The sequence below is a fragment of the Bradyrhizobium sp. P5_C11_2 genome, from assembly GCF_054049755.1.
This window is the reverse complement of the sequence record NZ_JBFULT010000161.1, coordinates 1-13284: the sequence shown is the minus strand read 5'-3', so window position 1 is coordinate 13284 and position 13284 is coordinate 1. Positions and strand designations below refer to the sequence as shown.

The window sequence follows — 13284 nt, the reverse complement described above, 5'->3', positions numbered from 1 at the left end:
GATCCTGGCGTACTACAATTTCGTCCGCACCGCCGACGACATCGCCGACCACGCGACGCTGCCGGCCGACCAGAAGCTCGCCTATCTCGACCTGCTCGAAGCGGAGCTGCTCGGCAAGGGCGACACCCAGGCCGAGGCCGTCAGTCTGCGGCACGCGCTGGCCGAACGCGGCATGGCGCCACGCCATGCGCTCGATGTGCTCATCGCGTTCCGCATGGACGTCACCAAGCTGCGCTACGAAAATTGGGACGAGGTGATCCACTATTGCCGCTATTCGGCGATGCCGGTCGGCCGTTTCATGCTCGACGTCCACGGCGAGAGCACCTCGACCTGGGCCGCCTCGGACGCGCTTTGCGCGGCCCTTCAGATCAACAACCACCTCCAGGATTGCGGCAAGGATTTTCGCGAGCTCAATCGCGTCTACCTGCCGCGCGATGCGCTGGCCGCGAGCGGCGCCTCGGTCGAGCAGCTTGGCCTGACGCAGTCGCCACCGGCGATGCTGGCCTGCCTGCAGGCGCTCGCCGTGCGCAACGAAGCGCTTCTCAACGAGAGCAAGTCGCTCAGCGCGGAGGTCCGGGACTTCCGCCTCGGCGTCGACATCTCGGTGATCCAGGCCTATGCCGACCGCATCGTGCGCCTGCTCAAGGTGCGCGATCCGCTGCGCGAGCGGGTGCATCTCAACAAGTTCGAGCTCCTCGCCTTCAGCCTCGCCGGCATGATCGGCGAAGCCGGCCGCCGCGCGATCGGGCGCCGGGCCATTACCAAACCGGGGGCTGCTCATGACGCTTGAGGCGACCTCGCCCGGCGCCAATTATGGCTCGACCGCATCCGGCAGCTCGTTCTACGCCGCGATGCGCATCCTGCCGCGCGACCAGCGCGAGGCGATGTTCCAGATCTACAGCTTCTGCCGCCAGGTCGACGACATCGCCGATTCCGATGGACCGCGCGACGAGCGGCTCGCCGCGCTCCAGGTGTGGCGCGACGACATCGACGCGCTCTATCAGGGCCATCCGCCGGAGCGCCTGAAGGACTACGTTGGCTCGGTGAAGACGTTCGGGCTGAAGCGCGAGGATTTTCTGGCCATCGTCGACGGCATGGAGATGGACGTGCCGCAGGACATCCGCGCGCCCGACATGGCGACGCTCGATCTCTATTGCGATCGGGTCGCGAGCGCGGTGGGGCGGCTGTCGGTGCGGGTGTTCGGCCTGCCGGAAGAGGACGGCATCCTGCTCGCCCATCATCTCGGCCGCGCGCTCCAGCTCACCAACATCCTGCGCGACATCGACGAGGACGCCACGCTCGGGCGGCTCTATCTGCCGCGCGAAGCCCTGCTGCATGCCGGCATCACCTCGAACGAGCCGAACCGTGTGATCGCCGAGCGGGCGCTGTCGAAGGTCTGCCTGCCGCTGGCACAGCGCGCGAAGGTGCATTTCGAGAAGTCGGACGAGATCATGAACCGCAACAGGCGCCGCGCGGTGCGCGCGCCGCGGATGATGTCGAAATACTATCATGCCATTCTGGACCTCCTGATCGCGCGCGGCTTCAACGCACCGCGCGAGCCGGTGCGTGTGTCGAAGGTCACGCGCATCGCGATCCTGCTCCGCTACGCTCTCATCTGATGCAAAACACAGCTCACATCATCGGTGCCGGCATTTCCGGCCTCTCCGCCGCCGTGCGGCTCGCCAATGCCGGCTTCAAGGTCGCCGTGCACGAGGCGACGCACCAGGCCGGCGGCCGCTGCCGCTCCTATTTCGACGGCGCCACCAATCTCACCATCGACAACGGCAATCATCTGCTGCTGTCGGGCAACAGCCACGCGCGCGCCTATGCGCGCTCGATCGGCACCGAGGCGGGCCTGGTCGGGCCGGAGCGGGCGCAGTTTCCGTTCGTCGATCTCGCGACCGGGCAGCGCTGGCAGATCGATCTCGGCGACGGCCGTCTGCCGACCTGGGTGCTCGACGAAGCCCGTCGCGTTCCCGACACCGGGCTCACCGACTATCTGAAGCTGGCGCCGCTGATCTGGGCATCGGAGCAGACGCTGGTCGGCAAATCCATTCCCTGCGAGGGCGTTCTTTATCAGCGTCTGGTGCAGCCGCTGCTGCTCGCAGCGCTCAACGTCGATCCGCCCGAGGGCTCGGCCGGGCTTGCCGGCGCGATCGTGCGCGAGACGTTGCTTGCGGGCGGGCAGGCCTGCCGTCCCCTGATCGCGCGCGACGGTCTCAGCGCCGTGCTGATCGAGCCTGCCGTGCAATTCCTGACCGAGCGTGGTCACTCCGTTCAGCTCGGTCATGAGCTGCGGTCCTTCGTCACCAATGACGGCAAGGTCGGTGCGCTGAATTTCGGCGGCGAGGATTTGATCCAGCTTGGCGCCGGCGATGTCATCGTGATGGCGGTGCCGCCGCGCGCCGCAGCTAACCTGCTGCCGGGCCTGAAGACGCCGACCGAATTCCGCGCCATCGTCAACGCGCATTTCCGCATCGAACCGCCGCCGGGTTCGGCTCCGATCCTGGGCGTGATCGGYGGGACGGTCGAGTGGCTGTTCGCGTTCCCGAACCGGCTCTCCGTGACCATCAGCAATGGCGACCGCCTGGTCGACATGCCGCGCGAGGAACTCGCGCAGGCGATCTGGAACGACGTCTGCAAGGCGGGCGGTGTGTCCGGCGAGCTGCCGCCTTGGCAGATCGTGCGCGAGCGCCGCGCCACTTTTGCCGCCACGCCGGCGCAGAATGCCTTGCGTCCCGGCCCGGTCACCGCGCTGAAAAACCTGTTCCTTGCCGGCGACTGGACTGCTACGGGATTGCCTGCAACCATCGAGGGATCGGTCCGGTCCGGCGATCGCGCCGCCGATCTGGTTCTGGCCGCCAAGGGATCCTGAGAAGCGGCCCTGACGGGCATTGTCCCGGTCAATTCCAATCAAACTATCGGAGCAATCGAGCAAGATGGATTCCGTGAACGCGACCGCCCGCGAAGCCTTGGAATCGAAGATCCTGGAATCGAGCATTGCGTCAGCCACGCAAGGCGTCCTCGGCTTCCAGCAATCCGACGGCCATTGGGTGTTCGAGCTCGAGGCCGACTGCACGATCCCGGCCGAATATGTTCTCTTGCGCCATTATCTCGCCGAGCCGGTCGACACCGTGCTCGAAGCCAAGATCGGCAATTATCTCCGCCGCGTGCAGGGCGCCCATGGCGGCTGGCCGCTGGTGCATGACGGTGAGTTCGACATGAGCGCCAGCGTGAAGGCGTACTTCGCGCTGAAGATGATCGGGGACTCCATCGACGCGCCGCACATGGTGCGCGCGCGCGAGGCGATCCACGCCCGCGGCGGCGCCATTCACAGCAACGTCTTCACGCGCTTCATGCTGGCGATGTTCGGGGTCGTGACCTGGCGCGCGGTGCCGGTGCTGCCGATCGAGATCATGCTGCTGCCGTTCTGGTCGCCGTTCCACATCAACAAGATCTCCTACTGGGCGCGCACCACCATGGTGCCGCTGATGGTTATCGCCGCGCTCAAGCCGCGCGCGAAGAATCCGAAGGGCGTCGGCATCGACGAGCTGTTTCTCCAGGATCCGCGCTCGATCGGCATGACTGCGAAGGCGCCGCACCAGAGCATGGCCTGGTTCCTGCTGTTTCGTTCGCTCGATGCCATCTTGCGCGTGATCGAGCCGCTGTTTCCGAAGAGCCTGCGCCAGCGCGCCATCGATACGGCGCTCGCCTTCAGCGAGGAGCGGCTCAACGGCGAGGACGGCATGGGCGCGATCTATCCGCCGATGGCCAACCTCGTCATGATGTACGATGCGCTCGGCAAGGACGAGACCTATCCGCCGCGCGCGGTCACGCGCCGGGGCATCGACAGGCTGCTGGTGATCGGCGAGGAGGAGGCCTATTGCCAGCCTTGCGTCTCTCCGGTCTGGGATACGACGCTGACCGCCCACGCGCTGCTGGAAGCCGGCGGCGACAAGGCGGTGCCCGCGGCCAAGCAGGGCCTCGACTGGCTGATCCCGAAGCAGGAGCTCGAGGTGAAGGGCGACTGGGCGGTGAAGCGGCCCGATGTGCGTCCGGGCGGCTGGGCCTTCCAGTACAACAACGCGTACTATCCCGATCTCGACGACACCGCGGTGGTGGTGATGTCGATGGACCGCATGCGCCGGGAGCACGGCGCGACCGGCTATGACGCCGCGATCGACCGCGCCCGGGAGTGGATACTGGGCATGCAGAGCGACGACGGCGGCTGGGCTGCCTTCGACGTCAACAACCTCGAATATTACCTGAACAACATCCCGTTCTCCGACCACGGCGCGCTGCTCGATCCGCCGACGGAAGACGTCACCGCCCGCTGCATCTCCATGCTGGCCCAGCTCGGCGAGACCGCGAAGACCAGCAAGCACGTCGCCGACGGGGTCGCCTATCTCAGGAAGACCCAGCACCCGGAGGGGTCCTGGTACGGCCGCTGGGGCATGAACTTCATCTATGGAACCTGGTCGGTGCTCTGCGCCCTCAACATGGCCGGCGTCCGCCACGACGACCCGATGATTCGCAAGGCCGCCGACTGGCTGGCCTCGATCCAGAACCCGGACGGCGGCTGGGGCGAGGACGCGGTCAGCTACCGCCTGGACTACAAGGGCTGGGAAGCCGCCCCCTCGACCGCCTCGCAAACGGCATGGGCCTTGCTTGCCCTGATGGCGGCAGGCGAGGTTGATCACCCGGCCGTCGCCCGCGGGGTGGAGTACCTGATTGCAACACAGAACGAAAAAGGACTGTGGGACGAGCAGCGGTACACCGCCACAGGCTTTCCCCGTGTATTCTATCTACGGTATCATGGTTACTCGAAGTTCTTCCCGCTGTGGGCGCTGGCGCGGTATCGGAACTTGCGGGACACCAACAGCAGGGTGGTAGGGGTCGGAATGTGACTTTGGGGACGGGGGACTATGTTACCGCGGGCAATGCGATTGATCCGCGGCCGATATTGATTGTGACCGGTCTGGTTCAGGAGGCCCGCATCGCGGCCGGGCCTGGCATGGCGGTCATCTGTTCGTCCAGCAGCCCGACCCAGTTACGGGCGCTTCTGACGGTGGTGGATCCCGAAACGATTCGTGGCGTGATCTCCTTCGGCGTGGCCGGCGGGCTCGACCCGACGCTGCGTTCGGGCGACGTCGTGGTGGCGACCGAGGTGCTCGCGGGCGACGCCCGCTGGGGCGCCGGCCTGTCGCTCAGCGACGACCTCATCGACAAGCTGACCTCCGGCCGCCGCCGGGTCGTGCGCGGCAGCCTCGCCGGCGCCGAGGAGGTGGTCACCGGGCGCTCCTGCAAGGCGGCGCTGCATTCGGAGACTGGAGCTGCGGCCGTCGACATGGAGAGCCACATCGCGGCTGCCTACGCCGCCGAGGCCGGCTTACCGTTCGCCGCGGTCCGCGTCATCAGCGACCCCGCCCACCGCGCGCTGCCGGCGCTCGCCCGCGCCGCCATCAAGCCGAACGGCCAGATCGACCTCGCGGCCGTCCTGCGCGGCATCGTGCGCAATCCGACAGCGCTGCATGGACTGGTCTCGACCGGCATCGACTTCAACCGCGCGCTGCGCAGCTTGCGCGGCTGCCGCGACTTCCTGATCGGCACCGAGCTCGCGGAGAGCGAGGCGCTGGTGTCGAAGGCGGCCTGAGCGTCGTCTTCGATCCAATCAAGAAAAGGTCCGGTCGCGCGACCGGGCCTTTTTCGTTTTGATGTTCGTAGCCCGGATGGGGCGTCGCGAAGCGTGCGCATAGCGATCTGCTCACAAGGCTGACATCGCCTCTTCGAGGATATCGAGCGCCCGGTCGAGTTCATCGCGCGAGATCGTCAGCGGCGGGCATAGCGTGACCACGTTGCCGCCGCCGAGCTTGAAGCTCAGGCCCGCCTCCAGGCAGCGATACAAGAGGCGCTCCGCGAGCGCGTTGGCCTCGGCCTCGTCGCGGCGGCCGATCTCGACGCCGAGATAGAGACCTGCGCCGCRCACCTCGGAGATCAGGGGGTACCGGTCTGCCATCGATCGCAGCCGTTCGAGGGCGTGCGCGCCGAGGACGCGCGCTGCCGCAAGCAGCCCTTCCTCCGCGATCACATCGAGCGTGGCAAGGGCTGCAGCGCAGCCGACCGGGCTCTTCTCGTGGGTGTAGTGGCCGAGCGCTCCCTCGGGCACCACGTCGAGATCGGCCCGTGCCACGATGGCCGCCATCGGCATGATGCCGCCGCCCAGTCCCTTGCCCAGCACGAGAATGTCGGGCGCAGTTTCGGCCTGCTCGCAGACGAACATGGTCCCGGTGCGGCCGAGGCAGCTCGGCACCTCATCGAAGATCAGGAGCGCCCCGTGCCGATCGCAGCTCGCGCGCACGCGGGGCCAGAAGCCGGGCGGCGGCAGTTCGACCGTGGTCCAACGCATCGGCTCGGCGATCACGGCCGCGACGTCGCCCTGCACCTCGAGGACATAATCGATGTAGTCGGCGAGGCGCTCATGCGCGCGGCCGTCCTGTCCGAAGAAGCGCGCGGCCAGTCCCGGCGGCGGCACATGCTCCGTGCCCGGCAGCAGCGGGCCGGCGCCGCGCCGAAACAGGGCTTCGCCGCCGACCGAGACCGCGTCGAGATTGGCGCCGTGGAAAGCATCCCACATGGACAGCGTCTTGTGTCGCCCCGTTGCGTAGCGGGCGAGCTTCAGTGCCATGCCGATTGCAGCTGACCCGCTGGGTGCCAGCAGCACCTTCTCCAGGGGCGCCGGCGTGAGTTCGGCGAGGCGCCGGGCGAGGTCGATGGCGGACTTGTTGGTGTAGCGGCGCGGGCAGAAGGGCAGGGTATCGAGTTGCGACTTGATGGCCGCCACCACGCGAGGATGACCGTAGCCGACCTGATGCACACTGTTGCCGTGGAAATCGAGGATGCGCCGCCCCTGGAGATCGACGATGTGGCTGCCTTCGGCGGCGGTGGCCACGTTCAGGCACGGCGTTGACAGCGACTGTCGCAGGAACCAGCGCTCGTCCTCGTCGAGGCAACTTTGGGTCTCTGCGTCGAGGTGGCGCTTCTGAAACGATCGCCGCTCCGCCGACAAATTGACGTCGCCCTCAGAGGCGCTCATGCCGGACTCGCTTATCTCAGACACGCTCATGTCAGACTCCTGGCCGCTCTCCGCGGGCCAGCCGGCCCTCGATCGCAGCGATCACCGGGATGATGTCGGCGACGCCGTCGATCACGTAATGGGCGCCGGCGCCTTCCAGCCGCTCGACTGCGGCCGCGCGCCGCTCGGCGAAGGCTTTCGGCGGCAACGCCGCCGTGTCGGCGAGCGACAACCCGAACACGTTGCCGGTGACGGCAACGCCGACGGTCCAGCAGCCGCCGTTGAGACCTTCCTTGATACCGACCTCGGTGTCGTCGACCTTGACGCAGCTCCAGGCCGGCCAGACGGCGAGCTCCAGAAAGGCCTTGTAGAGCATGAAGGGCGTGGGTCGGCCGTCGGGCGTGTCCCCGGTGCAAACGATGCTGTCAGGCGAATAGCCCTGCGCCGCCGCAACCGGAATGACCTCGGCCATGATCTCGCGCGTGTAGCCCGTGCTCGAGCCGATCTTCAGGCCGCGGCGCCGCAGGCCGGCGACAGCCTCGGCCACGCCCGGGATCACGTCGGCGTAGCGGGCGGCGACCTCGACATTCATCGGCACGAACACGGCGTAGAGCGCATCGATGTCGGCTTCGATAGGCTCGCGCCCATGCCTGTCGCGCCACGCGGCGGCGATCCGGGGCAAGCGCAGGAGGGCGGCGATGTGCGGGCGCTTGGCCATGCCCATCGGCCCGCGCGCCTCGTCGACGGTGATCGTCACTCCGAAGCGCGCGAATGCCTCGACGAACACGCCCATCGGCGCCAGCGAGCCGTGATCCACCGTCGTGCCGGCCCAGTCGAACACGACGGCCCGGACGTGCTGGAATTTATCGGTCATGTCGTTCGGCTCCCGGACGTCAATTCGTCAATCACTTCCTCGGCGATCGCAAACGAGGTGCTGGCGCCAGTGCCGCTGGTGATCATGACGAGGCGCACAGTTTCAGATGGGCGGTCGATCAGCATCAGCCGGTCGGACGCCGAGGCGTAGGTGCCGATCCAGCGCTCGCGGATGACAGGTGTTGGCCAGGCCATAACCTGCCGGAATTCGTCCATGATCAACTCGTCCACCGTATCCGGACCGAATGGGTCCGGCGTCGCGTCGTAGTGGTGGGAATCGCCGACGACGAGCGAGCCATCCTCGCTCTGCACGGCGATCAGATGCACACCGTTGGCCAGATGCTGGCCCTGCTCGGATTCGAGCCGCTGCTTCAGTGCGGCGGTCTCCGGCAGTTCGGCGTAGCCGAGATAACGCACGAGGCCGAGGTCCGACATCACGGCCGCGTTGAAGCGCGGCATCGCGCTCGCCGATGCGACCCGCAGCATGTGCAGCTTGCATCGGACGAGGCCGTAGCTCGCCAGGCGTTCCGGATAGAGGCTCAGGAAATCGTCGCCGGGGCAGACCACGCAGAGCCGGGCCCTGACCGGCCCTCGTGTGGTGTCGATGACCGGCGGTGTCACCGCCTTGGCCAGCGTCTGATACAGGAAGGTGACGCCGTGCACTTCGGCCAGCCAGCGCGCCAGTGCCGGCACCGCGATGCGCGACTCCACCCGCAAATCGTGCGGGCTCGCCAGCACGGCTAGCAGATCGTCGGTCCGCAGCATCGGGAAACGACGGCCCGCATCAGCCGGGCTCAGAAGCTCGCAACCCTCGCCCATCTCGGTGGTGCGGAACGCCTCGAGCACGGCCACGGCTTCCGGTCGTCGCACCGCGACCGCCAGTCCGACATGCTCGATCCTGATGCCCGCGGCCGGGGCCACTTCGGCCCAGACCTGCCGCGACCGCATCGCCCGCTGCCAGCACTGGCCGCGCTGCTGCCCGGTGACGGTGACGAAGCCGAAATTGCGGATCGAGGCGCCGTTCGCCCTCGCATCGCGCTCGATGACCACGACCCGCAAGCCCCGGCGCACGCCCGCAAGCGCATGGGCGAGACCGCAGATGCCGCCCCCGATAACGGCCAGATCGAATTCGTCTCCTGACACGCTCACCGCTTCCTCCACATCTGCGCGCGCGCAAGATAGCCCTGTGTGAGTAACATGTAGATGGCTCGTGTGACGGCGGAGGTGGCGAACACGACCATGGCCATGGCCGCCGCCGGAGCCACGTCGCCAGCGTCATCCATATTGAGCACGGCGATGGCCGCAAGTGTCGTGTGCGGCGCGTAGATGAAGACCACCGCGGAGACTGTCGTCATCGCGTTCACGAACAGATACATGGCAATATCCAGCACGGCCGGCAGGCAAACCGGCAAGGTCACTCGCATGAAGGTACGCCAGAACGGCACCCTGAGCGATGCCGAAACGGTCTCGAATTCCTGGTCGATCTGCTTGAGCGCCGTCACCGCGGTCAGGTGCGAGACGGAGTAGAAATGCGAGATGGTGCAGATGACGAGGATGGCCATCGTGCCGTAGATGAAGTTCAGCGGATTGGCCGGGTTGTTGAAGAAGAAGATGTAGCCGAGGCCGAGCACCAGCCCGGGAACGGCCAAAGGAAGCAGCGCGAGAAACTGCACGAAACCGCGAATGGTGCGAAAGCGCGGGGTCTTCTCGACGAGATAGGCGCCGGCAAAGATCACCGCAGTCCCGAACAGCGCGGTCAGGCCGGCCATGACGAGTGAGTTGAAATAGCTGCGCCAGCCGCCGCCATCCATCATGTCGAAGTCGAAGTTCTTGAAGCTGGGCGTCAGATTGTAGGGCCAGAACGTCGCGATCGAGGCGAAGAAGGACACGCCGAGAAAGACCAGGATCGCGAACGCGATCAKCGAGCAGATCGCCAGCATCGCGCGATCGATCGTGGCGTCGGGCCTGGGCGCATACGGTACGGCGCGCGCGGAGAGCAGCGCCAACTGGCGTCGCTGCATGAGCTGATCGACGACGAAGGCCAACCCCGCGGGCAACAGCAGGATCAAGCCGACCACTGCGCCCATCCGGAAATTCTGCTGCCCGACCACCTGCTTGTAGATGTCGGTCGCGAGYACGTTGAACTTGCCCCCGATGACCTTCGGCACGCCGAAATCGGTGATCACCAGGGTAAAGACGACGAAGACCGCACTGATCAGGCCATAGCGCGCGCCCGGAATGGTCACCGTCCAGAAGGTGCGGCGCGGACTTGCCCGCAGCACTTCCGCCGCCTCATACAGACGCGCGTCCGAAATCGCCAGCGCCGTGGTGATGATGATGAGCGCGTGCGGGAAGGTCCAGAACACCTCGCCCATGACGATGCCGATCGGACCATAGATCGACGCGCCGAACAGCATCCATTTGACGAGGCCCTGGTTCCCGAACAGGTAGACAAGGCTGATCGCGGGCAGCAACGAGGGTGCGAGAATCGGGATCTGCGCGATGATGCGGAACAGCCCCCGTCCAGGCATGCAGGTGCGGGTGAGTCCGTAGGCGTAGACGAAGGCGAGCAGAACGCAGATGACCGTGCTCAGCAGCGACACCCAGACCGAATGCCAGATCGAATCGGCGAGCGTTGGATTGGCGAAATAGGCCTGGAAATTGGCGAGGCCTATGAAGCTGCCATCAGCCGCCTGGAAGCTCTTGGACAGCAGCGCCCAGAGCGGCAGCAACACGGTGACGATCAACCAGAGGCCGAGCGCCACGACCGCGCCGCGCATGATCCAGTCGTCGCGCCCCAGCTTCTGCCGCAGCGGCGCGATCGCGGCGGCACGGTTCGGCAGAATCAGCGTCTCGGTCGCCATCGCTGGTTTCCCGTGTCAGGCCGTCGCGGAGCGCGGCTGGGCAAATACGCGTAACCGCTTCGGCGGCAGCGCGACCTCGATGGTCGCGCCCGAGGAAATGCCGAGGTCGCGCACGGCGTTGATCGAAAAGTCGGCCGAGAAGTTCAGGCTCGTGCCGCTCGCATGCAATGTCGTTGCGAAATGATTGCCGATGAATTCCATGACGCCGACCTGGACCGACAGGCGATTGTCCGAATGCTCGCCGATGTCGCGCACCACCACGTCCTCCGGCCGAAGGCAGACCGTGACGGCCGCGCCTTCGCCGAGCTGTACCTCCTCGCTGAAGTCGAGCACGGCACCCCTGACATTCGCGCGCTTGCTGGTGACGAGGCGTCCCTCCAGAAAGTTCATCTTGCCGACGAAGTCGGCGACGAAAGCGGTCGCGGGTCGGCCGTAGATCTCGTCGGGCGTGCCCACCTGCTCGATCCTGCCATTGCTCATCACCACGATCCGGTCGGACATGGTGAGAGCCTCCTCCTGGTCGTGGGTCACCATGATCGTGGTCAGCTTGAGACGTTGCTGCAGGTCGCGGATCTCGCCGCGCAGCCGCGCCCGGACGCGCGCGTCGAGCGCGGATAGTGGTTCGTCCAGCAGCAGAAGGCCGGGCGATAGCGCCAGCGCCCGGGCGAGCGCGACGCGCTGCTGCTGCCCGCCTGAGAGCTGGGCCGGATATTTGCCGGCTTGCTCGGGCAGGCCGACAAGTTCGAGAAGCTCCTTGACCCGTCTGTCGATCTCGACGCGAGGCGTGCCGGCCGACACCAGGCCGTAGGCCACATTGTCCTTGATCGTCAGGTTCGGGAACAAGGCATAGGACTGGAACACGATGCCGAAGTCGCGCTTGGCGACCGGCAACGTCGAGATGTCCCGCCCGCCTTGATGGATCGACCCGGCGGTCTGCACGTCCAGTCCGGAGATGGCGCGCAACAGCGTGGTCTTGCCGCAGCCGGATGGCCCGRGGAACGAGACGAACTCCCCGGGCATGATGTCGAGGTCGATAGTGTCGAGCGCGGTGAACGCACCAAACTTTTTCGAGAGGTTGCGGATGCGGAGATAGGGCACCGTCGTCGGCGTGCTGTCCATTGTACTGTCCCGCATTGACCGGCGGCGCCCATGCACCGCCGGCTTGGTCGCTCCTGGGATCCCCGGCAGGATCCTCGGTTCAGGTCCCAGTTCAGGTTCTTCAGTTCAGTTCGTCAGTTCTTGGGCTCGGACTTGCCGTCGTAGCGCTTGCTCCACTCCGCCAGGATCTTGTCGCGGTTCTCGGCGGCCCAGGCAAAGTCGTTCTTGATCAGCATCTTGTTGATGTCACCCTGGATGAACTCCATGGAGCTTGCGATGCCGGGCAACGCGACGATGGCGAAGTTCTCGGCGTAGAGCTTGTTGGCCTCCGCCGTCGCGGCCCAGTCGGCAAGCTTCTTCGCCGCCTCGGACTCCTTGGTGGTCTTCATGATCCCGATAGCTTCCATATCCCAGCCGAGGCCTTCCTTGGGCAGGACAATGCTGATGGGCGCTCCACCCTTCTTGGTCTTGTTGGCGCGATACTCGAACGAGAGGCCTATCGTGTACTCGCCGGCGGCGGCCTGTCGGCACGGCTTCGAGCCGGAATGCGTATAGGCCGCGATGTTCTTGTGAAGATCGTCCATGTACTTCCAGCCCTCGTCCCAGCCGAACATCTGGAGCCAGGCGGAGACCATCAGAAAACCGGTCCCCGAGGAGGCCGGGTTCGGCATGGCGATTTGTCCCTGATAGACCGGCTTGGTCAGATCGGCCCAGGAGGCGGGCTCCGGCAGGTTCTTCTTGCTGGATTCCACGGTGTTGACGCAAAAGGCCGATGCCCAGACGTCCATGCCCACCCACTCCGGCGAGGCAGCGGGATCGCGCATCTTGGCGTCGACCTTGTCGAGACCCGCCGGCGCGTAAGGCATCAGCATGCCTTCCTTCTGCAGCAGCATCAGCGAGGTTGCGGCAAGACCCATGACCACATCGGCCTTGGGGCTTGCCTTTTCCGCGAGGAGCTTCGCGGTGATGATGCCGGTGGAGTCGCGGACCCAGAGGATGTTGATGCCCGGATTGGCCTTCTCGAACGCGGCCTTGTAGGGCTTGATCTGATCGGCCTCCAGCGCCGTGTAAACGGTGAGGTCGGCCGCGCGAGCTGCAGTGCTGAGGCAGAACATAGCCGCGGTGATCGACACAACAGCGCATCGCAGACCGCTTGTCGTGCACAGGTTCATGTCGGGCTCCATCGATGTTGGCCACGGGCTGGCACCGTCCGGGCAGGGAACCGATATTGTTAGATGACATTTCCGTGACGTACATGTCGGATTTTGTGCACGGCGCGCCTCGATCGCGGTGTCTCTGCACACATTGAGTGCAATGTCCCCAATGCAAGCGTCTGCTTCGAGCTTCTTCAGCGACTCCGCTTGGCGTGAGCAATGA

At 66.0% G+C, this 13284-nt stretch carries 11 protein-coding genes; 5 read left to right on the top strand and 6 right to left on the bottom strand.

Features of this window, described 5'->3' with window-relative positions:
• The 5 genes from hpnC to ACXJL8_RS17185 form a co-directional block, all read left to right on the top strand.
• On the top strand, window positions 1–790 hold a 790-nt coding region (gene hpnC / locus ACXJL8_RS17205; RefSeq protein WP_456685287.1), incomplete at its 5' end, for a squalene synthase HpnC.
• Window positions 780–1619, top strand: a complete 840-nt coding sequence (gene hpnD, locus ACXJL8_RS17200) for a presqualene diphosphate synthase HpnD (RefSeq protein ID WP_456619173.1) — start codon at window positions 780–782, stop codon at window positions 1617–1619. The genes hpnC and hpnD, both read left to right, overlap by 11 nt.
• On the top strand, window positions 1619–2875 hold the full coding sequence (gene hpnE / locus ACXJL8_RS17195; RefSeq protein WP_456619172.1) for a hydroxysqualene dehydroxylase HpnE: 1257 nt from the start codon (window positions 1619–1621) through the stop codon (window positions 2873–2875). The genes hpnD and hpnE overlap by 1 nt, the downstream gene beginning before the upstream one ends.
• Before the next feature lie 64 nt (window positions 2876–2939).
• Window positions 2940–4907 (top strand): squalene--hopene cyclase, encoded by a 1968-nt coding sequence (gene shc, locus ACXJL8_RS17190; protein ID WP_456619171.1) that lies wholly within the window; start codon window positions 2940–2942, stop codon window positions 4905–4907.
• Window positions 4904–5653: a phosphorylase gene (locus tag ACXJL8_RS17185; RefSeq protein ID WP_456685286.1), complete on the top strand. Its 750-nt coding sequence runs from the start codon at window positions 4904–4906 to the stop codon at window positions 5651–5653. The genes shc and ACXJL8_RS17185 overlap by 4 nt, the downstream gene beginning before the upstream one ends.
• Window positions 5654–5764: 111 nt before the next feature.
• On the opposite strand, the gene pbfA is transcribed toward ACXJL8_RS17185, so the two are convergent.
• From pbfA to ACXJL8_RS17155, 6 genes are all read right to left on the bottom strand, one after another.
• The gene (gene pbfA, locus ACXJL8_RS17180) at window positions 5765–7123 is read right to left on the bottom strand and encodes a (R)-1-hydroxy-2-aminoethylphosphonate ammonia-lyase (protein WP_456685285.1); all 1359 of its coding nucleotides are present in this window, start codon (window positions 7121–7123) and stop codon (window positions 5765–5767) included.
• Window position 7124: 1 nt separating this feature from the next.
• Window positions 7125–7946 (bottom strand): phosphonoacetaldehyde hydrolase, encoded by an 822-nt coding sequence (phnX, locus tag ACXJL8_RS17175; RefSeq protein WP_456619168.1) that lies wholly within the window; start codon window positions 7944–7946, stop codon window positions 7125–7127.
• Entirely contained in the window at window positions 7943–9094 is a 1152-nt protein-coding gene (locus ACXJL8_RS17170; RefSeq protein WP_456619167.1) for a TIGR03364 family FAD-dependent oxidoreductase, read from the bottom strand. The genes phnX and ACXJL8_RS17170 overlap by 4 nt, the downstream gene beginning before the upstream one ends.
• The gene (locus ACXJL8_RS17165; protein WP_456685284.1) at window positions 9091–10809 is read right to left on the bottom strand and encodes a putative 2-aminoethylphosphonate ABC transporter permease subunit; all 1719 of its coding nucleotides are present in this window, start codon (window positions 10807–10809) and stop codon (window positions 9091–9093) included. Before ACXJL8_RS17165 ends, ACXJL8_RS17170 begins: the two co-directional genes overlap by 4 nt.
• A gap of 15 nt (window positions 10810–10824) precedes the next feature.
• Window positions 10825–11928, bottom strand: a complete 1104-nt coding sequence (locus ACXJL8_RS17160) for a putative 2-aminoethylphosphonate ABC transporter ATP-binding protein (RefSeq protein ID WP_456685283.1) — start codon at window positions 11926–11928, stop codon at window positions 10825–10827.
• 113 nt (window positions 11929–12041) lie between these two features.
• Entirely contained in the window at window positions 12042–13079 is a 1038-nt protein-coding gene (locus ACXJL8_RS17155) for a putative 2-aminoethylphosphonate ABC transporter substrate-binding protein (protein WP_456619164.1), read from the bottom strand.
• Between the last annotated feature and the right edge of the window lie 205 nt (window positions 13080–13284).